Source organism: Nitratireductor aestuarii (assembly GCF_014641695.1).
In the GTDB taxonomy this organism is placed as follows: domain Bacteria; phylum Pseudomonadota; class Alphaproteobacteria; order Rhizobiales; family Rhizobiaceae; genus Chelativorans; species Chelativorans aestuarii.
The window spans coordinates 1-17,991 of the sequence record NZ_BMIF01000014.1 but is presented as its reverse complement, the minus strand read 5'-3'; the positions used below and the strand labels follow the sequence as shown (position 1 = coordinate 17,991).

Genomic DNA, 17,991 nt, shown 5'->3' with positions numbered 1-17,991 from the left:
CAATGAAAATCCGGCTTTACAACTATTTCCGGTCTTCAACGTCGATCAGGGTGAGGGTGGCGCTGGCGCTCAAGGGGCTGGAGTACGAATACATCGCTTTGAACCTGCGCAAGGATGAGCAGAGGGCCAGTCATTTCCTGGCCATCAATCCGCAGGGGTTGGTGCCGGCACTCGAGATCGACGGCACCATCCTCACGCAGTCGCTTCCCATCATGGAATATCTGGAGGAGCGATTTCCTGACCGGCCTCTGCTGCCCAAAGACACCAGCGGGCGTGCGCGCGTGCGCGCCCTGGCATCGATGATCGCCTGCGAAATCCACCCGCTGAACAATCTCCGTGTCTTGCGCCATATAGAAGATGTCTTTGGTGCAGATGCGGAGGCGCAGAAGGCGTGGTTCACACATTGGGCCGTCTCAACGCTGACCCCGATGGAGCAGATGCTTGCTGCAGACAAGCGTACGGGCCGCTTCTGCCATGGCGACGAGCCGGGGCTAGCCGACATCTGCCTCTTTGCGCAGCTGATCAACAATCGCCGCTTCGGCGTCGACGCGGAGCAATGGCCGACGCTGTTGCGGATTGGAGCGGCCTGCGCGGAGCTACCGGAGTTCGCTGCTGGCGTTCCCGACGCGCAGCCAGACGCTCTATGATCCGCTCTTGTACTTGTTATAGACCAGTTCCGCGCCGGCGAGGTCTTCGCGGGCGTTGCCGACAGCCTTGAACAGGGTGATCTCTGCGCCGTCCCGTCGACCGGAATGCTTACCGCTCGCAAGATCGGTCAGGGTGGCGGCGATCCGGTCAAGGCTGAAATGGCTCTCGTCAACGGCTGACAGGATATCTCCGGACTTGGCCGGCGCTTCCTCGGTGTCGACAAAGACGGTTGCGCGGGCGAGGCAGGCGCCGTCCGCCTCCCGCATGTCGGGCTTGAAGCTGCCGATCAGATCGAGGTGCGTTCCAGGCCGCAACTTCGCACCTTCGATCAAAGCTTCAGAGGAAAGCGTCGCGCACGAGATGATGTCCGCATCATAGCCGTCCTCGATCGACATGATGGCACTGGCATCGAAACCCTGCGCCTGCAACGTGCTGGCGAGATCGACCGCATTGTCGTGCGTGCGGCTCCAGACGCGGATGCGCTTGATGTCGCGCACGGCCGACATCGCCGGGGCAATGAGACTTGCAATCCGTCCCGAACCCACGATCAGGAGGTCACTCGCGTCCTCTCTGGCGAGATAGGAGGCGCCAAGCGCTGCTGCGGCGGCCGTCCGATAGGCAGTCAGAACATCGCCGTCGATGTTCAGGAGCGGCACGCCCGTTCTTGCATCGAACAGCACGTAGGTGCCGTGAAGGCCGGGCAGACCTTTAGCCGAATTCTCCGGAAAGACATTGATGATCTTGACGCCGTAGAAGTGCTCGTCCCACGCTGGCATGATCAGCGATGTGCCGCCGCCGATCGGATGCGTATGGCGCAGGGGGACATCGACGTTTCCGCGGAATGCGTCGCGAAGAGCTTCGATTAATTGAGGGAAGTCGAGGCTTTGCTCCGTTGCCTGTGCGTCGAGCGTCTTCATTCTGCACCCTCAAGTTTCCGGTGAACCCATAGTAGATCGATGCTCACCTTGCGCAAGTCGGTTCAACTGCACGCCGTGGCAATGAAGACGCCGGCGAAGGTGAAAAGCGTCGCGGGCACGGCTAGTAGCGCCGCGCCAGCCGCGACGGAAAGCATGAAGTGGCTTGCCTCGCGTTCCTTGCCCGGAATTGCGCCGGAGAGTGCTCGCGCGACAACGTAGATGATGGCTGCTGTTGCTACGGTGAGCAGGATCAGCACCAGCCGCAGGAGCGAGACAGGGCCAAGGGCGATAAGATCCCATCCATATGCGCAACCAACCCCCTGAACCGCGTAGATGACGGCAAAGCCACTCGCCCAAATGGTAAATCCGGCGGCAAGTGTCAGAAGCGGGCTCGATCGGGTCATCGCAACCTCGCGCTGCTGAGATCGAACTGGAGCACCAGCGCCGCGACAACACAGGCCAATACCACCAGCGCGCTCGCGTCATGCCAGAGCTTGCCGATGCGAAGGTCCATGCTGCGAAGTGCGGAGAGCTTGCCGCTGAAATGGCGCAGGAAGCCATAGGCAATCAGCAGGAGCCCAATTGCGGCATGGAGTGCCGCCATCGCGAGTAACGCAAAGAGCATAGCCGCCTGCGCATGGGCTGTGAGCGTACCCATGTTCAAGATGGCGATGGTTGCAGCCGTAAGCGCCACGAGATAGCCCACGCCTGCTACCGAAAGTCCCGCCAGTGGCGGGGTGCCCGACAGGAGTTGCTTAACCGCGAAACGTCCTGAAAGTGCAGCGATGATCGCGCCTGCGACCATCGCCGAGAGCAGCAACGGGGAGACCGTTACGTAGGTTTGAGGCGGCCACTGCGGTGCGACCACAATGAGAAAGAGCGAGCCGAAGATGAGTGAGGTCACCATCACGGCATCGCCGCCAATGGCGAAGAGCATCGCCCACCAGGACGGCGGCCGCTCAACCTGCCAATGGGGCGGGGCGCTCTGGCGGTGGCCGATATCGAGCGGTGCACTATCCGTGCGGCTTCCGGTCGTCAGCGTCCAGACGAACCAGAGGCCAATGGTGATGGCAAATGGCACGAGCGAGAGCCAGTAAAGCTTGAACAGGAGACAGAGCACGAAGGCGCCTGTCGCAAGTCCGGTCCAGAACGGCAGGAAGGTTGGGCGGGGTAGCACGATCACTTCAGTCGGCCGCGCGGTCATCATGTCGACGCCCAGCGTCTCCATCCAGTTGTTGCGCGTGAAGCCGAGATAACCTTCACCGCCCGCGAGCTTTGGCCCAAGTGCAGCCGGTTCGAGCCTGTCTGCGCGATCGGATATCTCCGGCAGCGAGGCGAAGGCGTAGGATGTCGCTGGCGTGGGCGTCGCCCATTCCAGTGTTTTCGCGGACCATGGATCGCGGCGGAAGCGTGTGCCGAACCTCACCTGCAGGAAAACGTCGATAACGAAGAGGGCAAAGCCGATCGTCATGATGAAGCTGCCGAAGGAGGAGAGCAGGTTCAGCCAGTCCCATTTCGCTTCGAGCGGATAGGTGGAGACCCGTCGCGGCATGCCCAGAAGCCCGGTCAGATGCATCAGGAAGAACGTCAGGTTGAAGCCGACGAAGATCAGCCAGAATGCGGGGCGGGAGAGGACATGATCGGACCGTTTGCCCGTGAAGTGTGGCAGCCAGTAATAGGCGGCTGCGAGCATCGGAAACACGAAGCCGCCCACCAGCACGTAGTGCAGATGGGCCACGACGAAATGCGTGTCGTGGGCCTGCAGGTTGAACGGTACCATCGCCACCATCACGCCGGTCAGTCCGCCGATGATGAAGATCACGAAGAAGCCGAAGAGATAAAGCATCGGCACGTCGAGCTTCGGCCTGCCGTTGGCGATGGTGGCGATCCAGGCGAAGATCTGCACTGCGGTGGGAATGGCGACCAGCCCACTGGCCGCCGAGAAGAAGGTGAGTGCCAGATGCGGTATGCCGACCGTGAACATGTGGTGGACCCAGAGGCCGAAGGATAGGAAGGCGACGGCGATAATGGCGAGGACGACCGTCCGGTATCCGATCAGTTCATGCCGCGCGAAGGTCGGCACCATCATGGAGATCGCGCCGGCGGCGGGCAGGAAGATGATGTAGACCTCCGGGTGGCCGAACAGCCAGAACAGGTGCTGCCAAAGGAGCGAGTCGCCGCCGCGCGTCGGGTCGAAGAAGGGCAGGCCGAAGGCGCGTTCCAGCTCCAGAAGGGCCGAAGCCAGGATGAGCGGCGGGAAGCCGAAGAGCATCATGAAGGCCGTGATCAGCAGATACCATGCCATGATCGGCATGTGGTTCAGCGTCATGCCCGGTGCGCGTAGCTTCAGGATGCTGACGATGATCTCGATTGCCGCCGAGAGTGCCGAGATCTCCACGAAGGTGATGCCGAGCAGCCAGATGTCAGCATTGATGCCCGGCGAATAGGGTTTCGAGTTGAGCGGCGTGTACATGAACCAGCCGCCATCGGGCGCGACGCCCAGAATGAGCGCTGCGATCAGGATCGAGCCGCCGAAGAGATAACACCAATAGCCGTAGGCGGCCATGCGCGGGAAAGCCATGTCGCGTGCGCCGAGCATCTTCGGCAGCAGATAGATCGCAAACCCCTCGAACATGGGGATCGCGAACAGGAACATCATGATCGTCCCGTGCATCGTGAAGATCTGGTTGTAGATGTCCGGGCCGACGAAGGCGTTCTTCGACGTCGCAAGCTGCGCGCGGATCAGCATGGCGAGCAGCCCGCCAATCGTGAAGAAGACGAAAGCGGTGATGATGAACCGTTTTCCCAGAACCGTGTGATTGACGGCTGACAACCTTCCAAGACCCGGGGCCGTATCCCAGATGCGGCTGAGTTCTTTATGCAGGCGGATCGGGGAAGGCGTGCTCATGGTGCCTCTCCCGCAGCCAGCCGATCAAGCACGGCCTCATACTCTTGCAAAGGGTGAGCCACGACCTCGAAGCGCATGATTTCGTGACCTTCTCCGCAGAACTCAGCGCAGACGCCCCCGTAACGGCCGGGGCGGTCGGCCTGGAGACGGATCATGTTGGTGTGACCCGGCACCGCGTCGATCTTCCCGCCAAGCCGCGGAATCCAGAAACCATGGATTACGTCCTCACTGGTCACCGCAAACTCCACAGGCTCGCCGGCCGGAATATGCAACACCTGTTCGCTCACCGCGCCGTTGATCAGATAACGGAAGCTCCACATCCATCGCTCGGCAACTGCCTCGATCCGCAAGGGTGCGGGGGAACCCGATGCACCGATCAGCCGTTCGCCCAGCGCAAAGGCCGAGAAAACGAGTGCCGCAAGGATGATGGAAGGCAGAACCAGCCCTCCCCAGAGGATGAGCAACCGCTGCGGGTTTGCACCCAGGAGGCGAGGTTTTGCCCACGCTACTGCGAGGACTACAGAGGTTGCCGCGAAGATGAGCGTGCCGCCCGTGAACATGATCCACCAGAGCGTTGCGACGGAAGCGGCCGATGGGCCTGCCGGGTCCAAGGTGGAAAGATCGCCTGAGCAGCCGGCCAGGGTCGCAAAGACAATCAAAAGGGAGCAGCGGAAATGAGTGAAACGGGTGACAGCAGCAGTCCTGTCCTTCAAAAGATTGCGGAACAGGATGTCACGTCCACCGTGGCCGTGGCGGGTCATCCGCTCCACGCAATGACGGTCCATTTTCCCATAGCCTTTGTCATCGCGACGCTCGGAAGCGACGTCTTCTTCTGGTGGAGCGCCGACCCGTTTTGGGTGCGAACGGGCATCTGGGCATCGGGTGCAGCCTTCATCGGCGGCGTGGCGGCAGGGCTGATCGGCACCGCCGAGCTTCTGTTGGTCCCCGGCATCCGCGCGCGGGTCGCAAGCTGGACCCATGCCGTCGCCGCGATGATGCTGATCGCGCTCTGCGGCCTCAACTGGGGCGTCCGGCTGGCGGACGAAAACCTGATCCTGCCCAACGGCCTGCTGATTTCCATGCTGGCGGCGGTGTTCACCGGATTTGCTGGCTGGCACGGTGGAAAACTCGTTTTTGATCATGGTGTTGGTCTCATGATCTCAGAAAAGGAATGAGGTCGGAGAGCCAGCGACGCAATCCGCCGGGTTCTGCCAGGAAGGCCGGCAGCAGGAACGGAATGTCAGGCCGGGCGAGCACGAGGAACAGCACCGCTGCAACGACCGCCAGCGTTACAATTGTCACCGCTACGAAGCGCCACACCGGATAGACTTCGCCCTCATCGAAGAGGCGCAGCACCACGAGCCCGGTCAGCGTATGCAGGACCGCCATCAGGCCAACGAAGAGCAGTTTCATGCCGAACCACGGTTCGAAGGTCTGGCGCATGAAGATGAGCGCCGTCCCTGATCCGATGGCAATGAAGGCTGCCGGCGACATGAGCTTCACATAGAGAAACCGCACCAGTTCATGCAGGCGGTTCAGGGCTGCTTCCCCCGACACATGCGCGCGCTGCACATAGAGGCCGGGCAGACAGATGAGCCCGGCGCTCCAGAGCGCGATGGCAGTGATGTGGATCGCCTTCAGCCAGATCACGAGGCACCTCGGACGGTGTCGGCGAGAAGCGGCCAGGCCCGCCACAACGCAGCCGCAAGATAGGGGAGTGCTGCCGGCACCCACATGATGAGCCCGGCAAGTTGCTGGTCCTGCAGCGGCGTGAGACCAAAGGGCAATGTTGTCAGGAAATGGATGTCGTAGAGGGCGTTAGGCGCGAAGGTGAGCAGGGCACCGAGCAGCCCCATCTGGATCGTCGTTCCCAGCAGCGCCATCAGCACCGAACCAGCCTTCTCGGCCGGGTCAAACACCCGCTGCCAAAGCCAGACGGCACTTCCGAGCAGCGTCAGCTGCATAGTCCAGTAGGCCCACGGATTGCTAACCGCTACGTCATAAATGGGCGGCGCATGCCAGAACCAGAAGATTACCGCGTGAATGCCCGCAATCGTGCCGGTGCTGACAAGGCGGGATCGGCTCGGAAAGGCCAGCGCCAGAAGCGGCGCAACGGCTGCAACCAGCAGCACGTGGTGAACAGCACGCGCTGAAAACAGCGCTGCCGTCAACGCGCAAAGAGGAGACATGAACAGCAGGAGAAGCAGCATAATTCCGCCACCGAAAGCAGTGCGGTTGCTGCTTGGCCGCAGAACGAAAAAGGCCACTGCCAGCCCCGCTGCGAGCACTAGCGCGGGAAGGTCAAGGTTCCACGACTGAAACAGGTTTCCAGGCTCTGGCGCGGGGCCGCAGTAGACGTCGTTCATGTCCCCTCAATGCCTATTCGATAACGCCGCAGGCAAGCCTGTCGCCCGCATCGCCCGATGGCTGGCTCTTGTAGTCGTCCGGTCCGGCATGGATCATCAAGGCGCGGCCGAGAATGCCGTTTTCCTCTTCGCTCAGCGAAACCATCGGGTTGAAGACCTCGGCACGCAGGGTGCCATCCTCGCCCACATATTGGTTCGGCATGTCGCCTGCATGCGGGCCTTCTTCGACAAGGAAGCCGTGCTCGTGGGAGCTCGGGTTGAAGTGCCCGCCTGCGGACTCATGGCCGCTTTCGTGATCGCATTCGCCGTTTTCATGAACGTGGAACGCCACCCATTGCCCCGCAGGCAAGCCAGTCACCTCGAGCTTGATCAGCACGCCGCCGGCAGCAACCTCGCTCAGCTCGGCATTGCCGTTGGACTTGCCTTCAGCATCGACAAAGCTCGCCTTGTGCGTGACCGGGTCACCTGCCGCAGCTTGTTCCTGCTGCTGAGCCTGGTCCTGGGCATAAGCGCTGCTCGCCATCAAGGCTGCCGCGAGTACCGTAAGGCTTCGTTTCATCATATGGCTTCTCCCTTGAGTTTGTGTCTCATTCCTTCAGGGCTTCGCGGAGTTCGCCGACCTCGTCAGCCGTGACCGGAGAACCCCGGTTGCCCCAGCTCGCACGGACATAAGTCGCCACTGCCGCGATTTGTTCATCGGTAAGCTTCCAATCGTAAGCCGGCATCGAGAGCGGGGAGGGGTGCACCTTGGTCGGAACGGAGCGCGCACCCTGGAGGATGACGCGGACGACAGTCGTTGGATCCGGGTCGTTCACCTTGCCGGATCCGGCCAGCGGCGCGAAGAAACGCGGAACGCCGGAGCCGTCCGAGACATGGCAGGCATTGCAATTGTCGAGATAGATCGCCTCGCCTGCTGCAAGCACACTCGCGTCGGCCTCCTCGGGCTCTTCGCGCTCGTCGCTCTCCAGATCCTTGAGATAGACCGCGATGGCCTTCAGGTCGGCCTCGGTGAAATGCTGGGTGGAGAGCTCGATCACCTCTGCCATGGTCGAGAAGGCGGCGGTGTGGGCGTTGCGGCCGCCGCGCAGGTATTCGACGATTTCATCCTCGCTCCACTTTTCGAGACCCCCATGAGTGCCGCCGCGGATACTGGGTGCGGCCCAGTTCTCAAGGTTGCCGCCCTTCAGATGTTGTGCTTCCTTGTCCGCGCCCGCGAGGTTCTTTTCGGTGTGGCAGCCGGCGCAATGGGCGGGCCCTTCCACCAGATATGCGCCACGGTTCCATTCCGCAGATCTGGTGGGGTCGGGCTGGAACTCGCCCGGTTCGAAGAACATCCAGTTCCAGAACCTCAGCGCAAAGCGCCAGTTGAGCGGGACGGGCAGATCGTTCTCCGGCTTTTCCTTCCGCACACGAGGGAGGCTCGCCAGATAATCATAGACGGCATCGACCTCGTCACGCGGCATCTTGGTGAAGTGCGGATAGGGAAAGGCTGGATAGAGCCGGGAGCCATCGCGCGCGATGCCTTCGTGCATGGCCCGATAGAACTCGTCCTTGGACCAGAGGCCGAGACCGGTATCTTCGTCGAAGGTGATGTTGGGCGCGTAGATCGTGCCGAAGGGCGTTTCAAGCCCGCGCCCGCCCGAGAACGGGACTTCGCCCGGAATGGTGTGGCACCCTTGGCAATTGCCCGTGGCCACTGCATAGCGCCCGCGTTCGACCTGTGAGAAGGAGCTCTCCTGTGCGGCAAGCGGCGCTGGCGCTGATCCGAGGAGTAGCATCGCAAATGCTGTCACTGTCCTCCTCATGCCTGCACCAACGGTCCGGGACTGCGGAGATACTGGCTGCGGATTGCTGCCGCTGCCCAGTAGGTGAGAGCGGCGACGGTACCCGTCGGGTTGTAGCCGGCGTTCTGCGGAAACACGCCCGCGCCCATCACGAAGAGGTTCGGCACATCCCAGCTCTGAAGGTAGCGGTTGACCACGCTGTTGGACGGATTGGTGCCCATGATGGTGCCGCCTGTATTGTGGGTCGTCTGGTAAGGCATCGAGTCATAGGGTCCGTCGCGCAGGTTGAGCTTGATCTCGCGGCCACCCATGCGCTCGGCGATTTCCTTCATCCGTTCCGTCAGGAAGGCGCTCATCGCTACGTCATTGGGCGTGAAGTCATAGGTCATCCGCATCAGCGGCCGCCCGTAGGCATCCTTGTAGGTGGGATCGAGATCCAGATAATTGTTGGCATAGGCCATGGAGGCGCCATGCGCGCCGACGCTGGTAGCCTTCAGGAAGTTCTCTGCCATCGCCTTCTTCCAGGCGGAGCCCCAGCTGGGTGTGCCCTCCGGCACCGGTTGGGACTCGATCGGGCGGGCATTGGTCGTCCAGTTGGCGATATAGCCGCCGCCGATGAAACCAAGGCCTGAGTGGTCGAAGTTGTCGCCGTTATATTCGTCCACCACCATGCCGAGCGCACCGGCTCCGGCAAACTCATTGGTGTACTTGTCCTCGAAGAACACGTCCGCTGACGACATGATCTGGTAGCAGTAGTTCTTGCCGACCAGCCCCTGGCCGGTCGCCGGATTGTAGATCTCGCCGATCCCCGACAGCATCATCAGCCGGGTGTTGTTCGTCTGGTAGGCGCAGAGGATCACGAGGTCGGCAGGCTGATCGTATTCGTTGCCTTGTACGTCGACATGGCGCACCCCCGTCGCGCGCGTCCGCGACTTGTCGAGGTTCACGTGCAGCACCTCGTTGTGCGTCTTCAGCGTAAAGTTGGGCTTCTGTATCAGGACCGGCAGGATGGTGGTCTGTACGGAAGCCTTGGAGTAGTTGCCGCAGCCGTATTTTTCGCAGAAGCCGCAATAAGAGCAGGGGCCGAGCTGGCAGCCAAGCGGATTGGTGTAGGGCCGGGACATGTTGGCCGAAGGGCCGGGGAACGGCTTCAGGCCCAGTTCTGCCGTCGCCTTGGCAAACTGGTGCTGGGCAAACGTCATGTGCATCGGCGGATTGGGATATTCGGAACTTCGCGGTCCTTCGAAGGGATTGCCGCCGTCTTGGATCTGGCCGTTCAGGTTGCCGGCCTTGCCGCCGATACCGCAAAGCTTTTCGAACCGGTCGAAATGAGGTTCCAGTTCGGCATAGGTCACGCCGAAATCCTGAACCGTCATGCCTTCCGGCAACTCGCCATACCGCTCGCGATTGTGGCTCGCGGCGATGAAGTCGCTTGGCAGAAAGCGCCAGGTCTGGCCGTTCCAGTGGACGCTCGCGCCGCCCACGCCTTCGCCCGGCAGGAACGAGCCCCAGCGGCGCATCGGCAACGCGGTCTGGCTGCGGTTGTTGCGGAAGGTGATGGTGTCCCGCGCGTTGTTCTGGAACATTTCCTTGCGCCAGTACCAGCGCAACTCGTCGGGTGCGACCGTTGGCGGGAAGTCCGTCGGCGTGTCGCGCCACGCACCACGCTCGATGGCAAGGACCGTCAGCCCCTCGTCGGTGAGTTCCTGTGCCAGGATGGCGGCGGTCCAGCCGAAGCCGACCAGAACCACATCCACGTGGGGCAGTTTTCGCGCCATTGTTTTCCTCCGTCTTGCCTGCTGAATTGGGTCAGGCGGGGGTCCAAGCGGGACGTCCCTTCAGTCCCACGGGTTCAAGGATGACCGGTTCTCCGTTGTGATCGAGATAGTCGCGATAGTCGTAGCGGGCGCCCGGAAAGCCGACGAGCTTCCAGCCGACCATGTCGCGGTTGCCGCCATAGATCGGATCGCTGAAGAAACCTTCGATGGTATTTTCCAGAACGAGGTCGAAGAAGGCCTTGGCTGACACGCCGTCGAGCTCGAGATCGCCTTCCTCAAGTCTCTTCAGGATTTCGTCCTGCTGGTTTTCTTCCAGTCTGGCGAAGACGGAGCCAAGCGTCTGTTCGCAATGGGCGTCGAGCGCCTCGATGGCATCGCGGTAGAGCTGCGCTGGCGGCTGCTCCGACTGATAACCCTGCGTGTCGAGCTTCTCGTCCGCAAAGGGCCCCTGCATGTACCAGCGCTCGCCCTTGCCGTAGAAGCCGGCAAGCTGGCTGTCGATGAAATCGGTGACTCCTGCCTCGCGTGCGCCCGCTCCCGTTTCGTCGGTGGGGATTAGCCGTGCGATGATGGCGTCGATGCAGCTGCGTTCCGCAGTCGTGAAGAAGCGCAGGTCCGGATAGGCAGGTGGAAGATTGGCGCGGCCGGGAAGCCATGGCACTTCGCCTGAGATCGTTCGCGCGAACGCCCCCGGCACCAGGAGGGCTGTGGTGGTGATCAGGGTCGAGGTGAGAAATCCCCTCCGGGACAATTTCCATCCGGCCATGCGCTACTCCGTGTCAGGAGCGGCAATGGCCGTGACGGAACATAGTTCCGCCGGATCACAATTTGTTTATCCGGCGAAAGGAATGAGCCTTGCGAAATCGCGCATATCCGCGCCGCTCGGTTCCTGAAACACCCTGAGGCCGAACTCCGGCAGGATTGCAAGCAGGTGGTCGAAGATGTCTGCCTGTATGGCCTCGAACTCGACCCAGACGACGGTATTCGCGAAACAGTAGATCTCCAGCGGGAGGCCTTGCGGTTCAGGCTCGAGCTGGCGGACCATGACGGTCATGCCTTGATGCACGTTCGGATGCGCGCGCAGATATGACTGCACATACATTCGGAACGTTCCGATGTTGGTGGCGCGTCGCGTATTCGCCGGCACCGAGGCCGCTTCGCCAAGTGCAGCGTTCCATTCGGCTATCTCCTGCGCCTTCCTGCCGAGATAGTCCTTCAGCAGGACGAAGGAGGAGAGACGCGTAAGCTCGTCAGGGGTGAGGAAACGGATGCTCGACTGGTCGATGAGCAGGCTGCGCTTGATGCGTCGTCCGCCGGATTCCTGCATCGCGCGCCAGTTCCGGAACGGATCGGTGACCAGCTTGCGGATCGGCACCGTGGTGACCGTCTTGTCGAAATTCTGAACCTTAACGGTATGCAGCGCGATCTCGATGACATCGCCATCGGCATCCTGGCCGGGAACGGTGATCCAGTCGCCCACCCGCACCATGTCGGTCGACGAGATCTGGATGCCGGCGACCAGCGACAGCAGCGTGTCCTGGAAAACCAGGATGAGGACCGCGGTTATCGCACCCAAACCAGAGAGCAGGATGATGGGCGAGCGGTCGATCAGCGTCGCGATCACCAGTATGGCCGCGATCGTGTAGATGACAATCTTCGCCACCTGCAGATAGCCCTTGATGGGCTTCAGGCGGGCCTCGGGTCGACGCCGGTAGAGTGCATCAAGGACGTTCAGCGCGCCGCCCATTGCCAAGGCGACCGTGATGATGGTGAAGGCGTTGGCCACATTACGGATAACGATCACCGCCGCTGCCGGTAATCCTGGTACGAGCAGGATCCCGGCTGAGATCACGATCGCCGGCGTCGCGTTGGCCAGCCGCTCGATCACCCGATGCCGGCTGACTTCAGGGTCCCGGCCGAAGCTTGTCAATGATAGGAGCCTGTTCAGGCCACGCAGCAGCAGCGCCTTCACGATGAAGTTGGCGATCAGGGCCGTAAGTGCCAGCGCTATGAGGGCAAGCCCCGTCTGGACTGCGGGATACTGTTCGACAAGGTCTTGGATGTCGGTCATGTCCTGTACGATTTAGAGCTGGCGTTTGACGGTGGGTGTCTACCCGGCGAGGCGGTCGGAATGGTGTCCCCGATCCATGAGATCGGCAATTTCTGAGAGGCTGGCAAGCAGTTCTTGCCGCCGTTTCTCAGGCAGGGCCGTAAAGCGGGCTGAGAACTCGGGCCCGAGGATGCTGGGCGAGTGGGCGACCACGTCTTGTCCGCTGTGCGTCAGGCGTGTGTAGACGATCCGCCGGTCAGTTCCCGCCCGGTAGCGTTCGATGAAGTGGCGGTGTTCCAGCTTGTCGAGGATGGTGACGACGGTCGGTGCGCTCAGATCCACATGATCGGCGAGCGCGCGCGTCGTGACCTCGCCAAGCTCGGCCACCGCCATCAGCACGATGAGCTGAGGTCCAGTCAGTCCGGTCAAGCGGGCAAGCGCCCGCGACTGAAGATCGTTCGCGCGTACAATTCTACGGATCGATTTCAGCAGGTTGCGCGTTTGGGCCGGAGTGAGCGCCTGAACCGGTATCGGATCTTTTTGGGTCATTTGTTTGATTTCTAATGATTAGAACCCTAACTAGGTAGCCTCATGCAACGAGTCAATATGCGAAGATGGAGGTGAGAACCGCTCATGTGCGGTATTTGTGGTGAAGTACGTTTCGATGGCGGGGAGCCTTCCCTGTCGGCAGTTTCGATGATGATGGACGCGCTTGCGCCCCGGGGTCCTGATGGAGCCGGCATCGTCTCTCACGGCAGCGCGGCCTTCGGGCATAGGCGGCTGCGCATCATTGACCTTTCCGAAAAGGCCCAGCAGCCGATGGTGGACGCCGCGCTGGGGCTCACGATCGCCTTCAACGGCTGCATCTACAACTATCCGGAATTGCGCAGCGAGCTTGAGGCAAAGGGCTACAGCTTCTTTTCCCATGGTGACACCGAGGTCATCCTCAAGGCTTGGCACGCCTGGGGCGAAGAGAGTGTGAACCGCCTGCACGGCATGTTCGCCTTCGTGATCCAGGAGCGCGACACCGGCCGGATCGTGATGGTCCGCGACCGCTTCGGCATCAAGCCGCTCTATATCGCTGAAACACCCGGAACGCTTCGCTTCGCCTCCTCGCTGCCCGCCCTGGTGAAGAGCGGCAACGTCGACACCTCCATCGATCCGGTGGCGCTGCATCACTACATGAGTTTCCACGCGGTTGTTCCGCCGCCTCGCACGATCATCAACGGTGTGAAGAAACTGCCGCCCGCCACGATCCGCGTGATCGAACCCGATGGCCGTCAGCGTGATACGGTCTTCTGGAACCCGCGCTACGAGCGGAATGCTGATCTGGCGAACCTTTCCTCCGACGAATGGCGCGACCGGGTGCTGGAGCAGCTGCGCATTGCCGTGCGCCGTCGCATGGTCGCCGATGTTCCGGTCGGTGTGCTGCTTTCCGGTGGTGTCGACTCGTCGCTCATCGTGGGCTTGCTTGCCGAGGAAGGGCAGCACGGGCTGATGACCTTCTCTGTCGGCTTCGAGGAAGCCAATGGCGAAAAGGGCGACGAGTTCGTCTATTCGGATCTCATCGCAGAACGCTACGGCACGGATCACCACAAGATCTTCGTGCCGTCCGATCGCCTGATGGACGCATTGCCGGGAACTTTTGCGGCGATGTCGGAGCCGATGGTCTCCTACGACAATGTCGGTTTCTACCTGCTTTCGCAGGAGGTCTCAAAACACATCAAGGTGGTGCAGTCAGGGCAGGGGGCTGACGAGGTGTTCGGCGGCTATCACTGGTATCCACCGCTGGCGCAGTCCGAGGACGTCGTGGACGATTACGCCCGCGTATTCTTTGATCGCTCCCATGCCCGCATGAAAGAGCACATCAATCCGCAATGGCTGCCTGACCACGATGTCAGCCGCGCCTTCGTTGTCGAGCGCCTGCTGGCCCCCGGTGCCGCATCGCCTGTCGATGCAGCGCTACGTCTCGACAGCCACGTGATGCTGGTGGACGATCCGGTGAAGCGCGTTGACAACATGACCATGGCCTGGGGCCTTGAGGCGCGTGTGCCGTTCCTGGACCACGAGTTGGTCGAGCTCGCGGCGCAGATCCCTCCCGAGGAAAAGCTGAAGGACGGCGGCAAGGGCGTGCTCAAGGCAGCCGCGAGGCTGGTCGTGCCGAGCGAGGTGATCGACCGCAAGAAGGGCTATTTCCCCGTTCCACAGCTCAAATATGTCGATGGACCGTACCTGGACATGATCCGTGACGCGCTTACATCGCAGGCGGCCAGAGATCGCGGCATCTTCCAGGAGAGCTATCTGAACGAGCTCTTCGCCAACCCCACCGAACACATCACGCCACTGCGCGGTTCCGAGCTGTGGCAGGTCGGCCTGCTCGAACTTTGGCTGCAGACACATGGGATTTAGACCGATGTCCAAGACTATCTCAGCAAGCGAACGCCATATGAGGAGCCGGTCGGACAGGTCCCTTGCGCAAAGACTGCGGCGGCTGCGCACAGAAACATCCGTGGCCGTCAACAGTGACTCCCTGCCGGGGGCATCCCAGGGTGAACCAAATTCCTACGTCGATTGCGGATGGGGCAGGCTTCTGTTCGCCCATACCTACGAGTCTCCCACCGCGCTTGTGGATGCCATCCGACGCGAAGGGCCGGAGCGGCGCGACATTGCCTTCTATGTGCCTGACCCGCATGTGCTGCTGGCAAAGGCGCCTCAGGAAATCTTCCTCGATCCGTCGCATACCTATCGGCTGGATCTCGCAACCTATCGTCCGGGCCGCCGCAAGACGCGCGGCTATTTCATCCGCCGGCTATCGTCGGAGGCCGATGCGCGCGGCGTCAACCGCATCTATTCGTCCCGAGGCATGGTGCCCGTGTCGCCGGAGTTCTTCTGGTCGAACAGGGATAATCGCGCGCTCACCTATCTGGTGGCTGAGGACGAAGAGAGCGGCGAGATTGTTGGCACGGTGACAGGCGTCGATCACCGCCGCGCCTTCAACGATCCCGAGGCGGGATCGTCGCTCTGGTGCCTCGCGGTCGATCCGCAGGCGCGCCATCCCGGCATCGGCGAAATGCTCGTTCGCCAGCTGGCGGAGCATTACAAGGCGCGTGGCGCCGCGAGCATGGACCTCTCGGTCATGCACGACAACGCGCAGGCAATCGCGCTCTATGAGAAGCTTGGGTTCCGTCGCGTGCCGGTGTTCACGGTCAAGCGGAAGAACACGATAAACGAGCGCCTTTATGCCAGCCCGCTCGCTGAATACGATGCGCTCAACCCCTATGCGCGGCTGATCGTCGAGGAAGCGCGCCGTCGCGGCATTCAGGTTGAAATTCTGGATGCGGAGGGTGGCTTCTTCCGTCTCGCCCATGGCGGCCGATCGGTGCGCTGCCGCGAAAGCCTTTCGGAATTGACGTCCGCCGTCGCCATGTCGATCTGCGATGACAAGGCCGCAACGCGTCGGGTGGTCGAGGCTGCTGGGCTGAAGGTGCCGGAACAGATCCGCGGTGAGGTTGACGAGGCCGAGCTTTCCGCCTTTTTGGAAAAGCACGGAAAGCTGGTGGTGAAACCGGCGCGTGGCGAACAGGGCTCTGGCGTGGCCGTCGGCCTAACAACTATGGAAGAAGTCCGCGCGGCGATAGACCATGCGCATACGATCTGTGATCGGGTGCTGGTGGAATCCTGCTTCGATGGCGAGGATCTGCGGCTTGTGGTGATCGACTTTAAGCTGGTAGCCGCGGCTGTCCGCCGACCGCCCTACATCGTTGGCGATGGCCATTCTACCGTGCGTGATCTGATCAATGCTGTATCACGCCGGCGTGCTGCCGCGACGGGTGGTGAGAGCCGCATTCCTCTCGATGGGGAAACCGAGCGCTGCCTTGCTGCCCTTGACCTTACCTACGATTCCGTCCTGAAACAGGGCGAAACGGCGGTGGTGCGCAAGGCTGCAAACCTCCACACGGGCGGCTCGATCCACGACGTCACCGGCGTCGTGCATCATCGTCTGGTGGAAGCCGCGATCAAGGCGGCGCGGGCAATCGATATCCCCGTCGTCGGCATCGATTTCATGGTGCGTTCGCCGAGCGAGCCGGACTATGTTTTCATCGAAGCCAATGAGCGTCCTGGGCTTGCAAACCATGAGCCGCAGCCGACCGCAGAGCGCTTCATCGACCTGCTCTTCCCGCTGACGGGACCGAGCACGGCTGCGCAAGCGCTGGGACGGATTTGAACGGGAGAGACCATTGCAGATCGACGATGGGTACCTCGTTGCCCAGCTAGAGGCGCTGCTCGCCATCGACAGTCCCACTGGCTACACAGACGAGGTCGTTCGCCATTGTACGCTGGAACTGAGGCGGCTCGGCCTTGAGCCCGAGCTCACTCGTCGTGGCGCCATTCGGGCGATCCGTCGGGGTGGGCGGCGCAAGGCAGCGCGGGCCATCGTGGCGCATCTCGACACACTTGGCGCGCAGGTGAAGCTCGTAAAGGAAAATGGCCGGCTGGAGCTTGTTCCGATCGGCCATTGGTCCGCCCGCTTCGCGGAAGGCGCGCGGGTGACGATCTATTCCGAGCAAGGTACCTTCCGCGGCTCCATCTTGCCGCTCAAGGCTTCCGGCCATACGTTCAATGAGGAGGTCGACACCCAGCCGACAGGCTGGCCCTATGTCGAGCTTCGCATCGATGCTGTAACGCGTTCTCGCGAGGAAACGCTGGCGCTGGGCATCGATGTGGGCGACATCGTCGCTATCGATACGCAGGCGGAGTTTCTGGAAAACGGTTTTGTGATCTCCAGGCATCTGGACGACAAGGCGGGGGTGGCGATCCTGCTCGCAGCGCTGGAGGCGATCCAGCGAAACGAAATCGCGACACCGGTGGATACCCATTGGCTGTTCACGATTGCCGAGGAGATAGGCGTCGGCGCATCTTCCGTGGTGCTGCCGGAGGTTGCCTCCATGGTGACGGTGGACAATGGTACGTCCGCACCCGGCCAGAACTCCTCGGAGTTTGGCGTGACCATCGCGATGGCCGACCAGTCCGGACCATTCGACTGGCATCTGACCCGCAAGCTGATCGAGGTCTGCCGGGAAAAACAGATACCGTTCCAGCGCGATGTTTTCCGCTACTATCGGTCCGATTCCGCCTCGGCCATCGAAGCGGGCCATGACGTCCGCACTGCTCTCGTGACCTTTGGCATCGATGCGTCACACGGCTATGAGCGCATCCATCGCCACGCGCTTACCTCCTGCGCCCAGCTGATCGCATCCTATGTGGCGAGCCCAATTGAAATTCCGCGCGACGCGCAGGAGATCTCAGGCCTCAAGGGCTTCACCACGCAGCCCACGGAGGAAGCCGAACAGCCGCCGTTCGACCCCGATAATGAAGGTTGACCCTTGTGAAAACGGCGGCATCTCTGCCGCCGTTCAGACCGCTGACAAACCCGCCGATTTTTTTGGCGGGTTTTTCGTTGGAGCGGGAAGGCGTCGCTGCGGGCGTTGACGCAGAGAAGATGAAGAAGGAGCCCGCGGGCTCACGCCCCGGCCATGTGT

At 61.7% G+C, this 17,991-nt stretch carries 17 protein-coding genes; 5 read left to right on the top strand and 12 right to left on the bottom strand.

All coding sequences use genetic code 11. From position 1 onward, the window contains the following. Positions 1-2 precede the first annotated feature (2 nt). Positions 3-647: a maleylacetoacetate isomerase gene (gene maiA / locus IEX27_RS17820; protein WP_188722447.1), complete on the top strand. Its 645-nt coding sequence runs from the start codon at positions 3-5 to the stop codon at positions 645-647. Here the strand turns inward: maiA and lhpI are convergent. The 4 genes from lhpI to coxB form a co-directional block, all read right to left on the bottom strand. After that, complete coding sequence (lhpI, locus tag IEX27_RS17815; RefSeq protein WP_188722446.1) at positions 642-1,565, bottom strand: bifunctional Delta(1)-pyrroline-2-carboxylate/Delta(1)-piperideine-2-carboxylate reductase; 924 nt, start codon at positions 1,563-1,565, stop codon at positions 642-644. The genes maiA and lhpI overlap by 6 nt on opposite strands. A 62-nt stretch (positions 1,566-1,627) precedes the next feature. After that, positions 1,628-1,969, bottom strand: coding sequence for a hypothetical protein (locus IEX27_RS17810; RefSeq protein WP_188722445.1), 342 nt, complete (start codon positions 1,967-1,969; stop codon positions 1,628-1,630). Continuing rightward, positions 1,966-4,473: a cytochrome c oxidase subunit I gene (gene ctaD, locus IEX27_RS17805; protein WP_188722444.1), complete on the bottom strand. Its 2,508-nt coding sequence runs from the start codon at positions 4,471-4,473 to the stop codon at positions 1,966-1,968. Before ctaD ends, IEX27_RS17810 begins: the two co-directional genes overlap by 4 nt. Then, a complete protein-coding gene (gene coxB, locus IEX27_RS17800; protein WP_244630437.1) occupies positions 4,470-5,084 on the bottom strand; it encodes a cytochrome c oxidase subunit II in 615 nt (204 codons plus the stop codon). Before coxB ends, ctaD begins: the two co-directional genes overlap by 4 nt. A 63-nt stretch (positions 5,085-5,147) precedes the next feature. Here coxB and IEX27_RS17795 point away from each other — a divergent pair, with 63 nt between their 5' ends. Continuing rightward, complete coding sequence (locus tag IEX27_RS17795; protein ID WP_188722442.1) at positions 5,148-5,648, top strand: DUF2231 domain-containing protein; 501 nt, start codon at positions 5,148-5,150, stop codon at positions 5,646-5,648. On the opposite strand, the gene IEX27_RS17790 is transcribed toward IEX27_RS17795, so the two are convergent. The 8 genes from IEX27_RS17790 to IEX27_RS17755 all read right to left on the bottom strand — a co-directional run bounded on the left by IEX27_RS17790 (position 5,626) and on the right by IEX27_RS17755 (position 13,000). Beyond that, the gene (locus tag IEX27_RS17790) at positions 5,626-6,123 is read right to left on the bottom strand and encodes a CopD family protein (RefSeq protein ID WP_244630436.1); all 498 of its coding nucleotides are present in this window, start codon (positions 6,121-6,123) and stop codon (positions 5,626-5,628) included. The two genes, IEX27_RS17795 and IEX27_RS17790, sit on opposite strands and share 23 nt — an antisense overlap. Beyond that, the gene (locus tag IEX27_RS17785; protein ID WP_188722441.1) at positions 6,120-6,839 is read right to left on the bottom strand and encodes a cytochrome c oxidase assembly protein; all 720 of its coding nucleotides are present in this window, start codon (positions 6,837-6,839) and stop codon (positions 6,120-6,122) included. The genes IEX27_RS17790 and IEX27_RS17785 overlap by 4 nt, the downstream gene beginning before the upstream one ends. Before the next feature lie 13 nt (positions 6,840-6,852). Continuing rightward, entirely contained in the window at positions 6,853-7,362 is a 510-nt protein-coding gene (locus IEX27_RS17780) for a superoxide dismutase family protein (protein ID WP_373869897.1), read from the bottom strand. Positions 7,363-7,426: 64 nt separating this feature from the next. Further along, positions 7,427-8,632 carry a c-type cytochrome gene (locus IEX27_RS17775; RefSeq protein ID WP_188722440.1) on the bottom strand — a complete coding sequence of 402 codons (1,206 nt, stop codon included), beginning with the start codon at positions 8,630-8,632 and terminating at the stop codon, positions 7,427-7,429. Positions 8,633-8,640: 8 nt separating this feature from the next. After that, a complete protein-coding gene (locus IEX27_RS17770) occupies positions 8,641-10,401 on the bottom strand; it encodes a GMC family oxidoreductase (RefSeq protein ID WP_188722439.1) in 1,761 nt (586 codons plus the stop codon). Positions 10,402-10,432: 31 nt separating this feature from the next. Continuing rightward, positions 10,433-11,167: a gluconate 2-dehydrogenase subunit 3 family protein gene (locus IEX27_RS17765; RefSeq protein WP_188722438.1), complete on the bottom strand. Its 735-nt coding sequence runs from the start codon at positions 11,165-11,167 to the stop codon at positions 10,433-10,435. 66 nt (positions 11,168-11,233) lie between these two features. Beyond that, entirely contained in the window at positions 11,234-12,463 is a 1,230-nt protein-coding gene (locus IEX27_RS17760) for a mechanosensitive ion channel family protein (RefSeq protein WP_210315560.1), read from the bottom strand. Between the two features lie 48 nt (positions 12,464-12,511). Beyond that, positions 12,512-13,000, bottom strand: a complete 489-nt coding sequence (locus tag IEX27_RS17755) for a MarR family winged helix-turn-helix transcriptional regulator (RefSeq protein ID WP_188722436.1) — start codon at positions 12,998-13,000, stop codon at positions 12,512-12,514. Positions 13,001-13,084: 84 nt separating this feature from the next. On the opposite strand from IEX27_RS17755, the gene IEX27_RS17750 reads away from it, so the two are divergent. From IEX27_RS17750 to IEX27_RS17740, 3 genes are read left to right on the top strand one after another with little or no spacing between them, the layout of a single operon-like run. Then, a complete protein-coding gene (locus IEX27_RS17750) occupies positions 13,085-14,860 on the top strand; it encodes an N-acetylglutaminylglutamine amidotransferase (protein ID WP_188722435.1) in 1,776 nt (591 codons plus the stop codon). Positions 14,861-14,864: 4 nt separating this feature from the next. After that, positions 14,865-16,676 carry an N-acetylglutaminylglutamine synthetase gene (gene ngg / locus IEX27_RS17745; protein ID WP_188722434.1) on the top strand — a complete coding sequence of 604 codons (1,812 nt, stop codon included), beginning with the start codon at positions 14,865-14,867 and terminating at the stop codon, positions 16,674-16,676. 13 nt (positions 16,677-16,689) lie between these two features. Then, positions 16,690-17,832, top strand: a complete 1,143-nt coding sequence (locus IEX27_RS17740) for an osmoprotectant NAGGN system M42 family peptidase (protein WP_308642629.1) — start codon at positions 16,690-16,692, stop codon at positions 17,830-17,832. Positions 17,833-17,991 lie beyond the last annotated feature (159 nt).

What these genes read in the sequence shown, in the direction of transcription:
- maiA (WP_188722447.1), top strand. Translation starts at nt 3, where the DNA reads ATGAAAATCCGGCTTTACAACTATTTCCGGTCTTCAACGTCGATCAGG.
- IEX27_RS17780 (WP_373869897.1), bottom strand. Translation starts at nt 7,362, where the DNA reads ATGGCGAGCAGCGCTTATGCCCAGGACCAGGCTCAGCAGCAGGAACAA.
- IEX27_RS17770 (WP_188722439.1), bottom strand. Translation starts at nt 10,401, where the DNA reads ATGGCGCGAAAACTGCCCCACGTGGATGTGGTTCTGGTCGGCTTCGGC.
- IEX27_RS17785 (WP_188722441.1), bottom strand. Translation starts at nt 6,839, where the DNA reads ATGAACGACGTCTACTGCGGCCCCGCGCCAGAGCCTGGAAACCTGTTT.
- lhpI (WP_188722446.1), bottom strand. Translation starts at nt 1,565, where the DNA reads ATGAAGACGCTCGACGCACAGGCAACGGAGCAAAGCCTCGACTTCCCT.
- IEX27_RS17755 (WP_188722436.1), bottom strand. Translation starts at nt 13,000, where the DNA reads ATGACCCAAAAAGATCCGATACCGGTTCAGGCGCTCACTCCGGCCCAA.
- IEX27_RS17765 (WP_188722438.1), bottom strand. Translation starts at nt 11,167, where the DNA reads ATGGCCGGATGGAAATTGTCCCGGAGGGGATTTCTCACCTCGACCCTG.
- IEX27_RS17750 (WP_188722435.1), top strand. Translation starts at nt 13,085, where the DNA reads ATGTGCGGTATTTGTGGTGAAGTACGTTTCGATGGCGGGGAGCCTTCC.
- ngg (WP_188722434.1), top strand. Translation starts at nt 14,865, where the DNA reads ATGTCCAAGACTATCTCAGCAAGCGAACGCCATATGAGGAGCCGGTCG.
- IEX27_RS17810 (WP_188722445.1), bottom strand. Translation starts at nt 1,969, where the DNA reads ATGACCCGATCGAGCCCGCTTCTGACACTTGCCGCCGGATTTACCATT.
- IEX27_RS17795 (WP_188722442.1), top strand. Translation starts at nt 5,148, where the DNA reads ATGAGTGAAACGGGTGACAGCAGCAGTCCTGTCCTTCAAAAGATTGCG.
- ctaD (WP_188722444.1), bottom strand. Translation starts at nt 4,473, where the DNA reads ATGAGCACGCCTTCCCCGATCCGCCTGCATAAAGAACTCAGCCGCATC.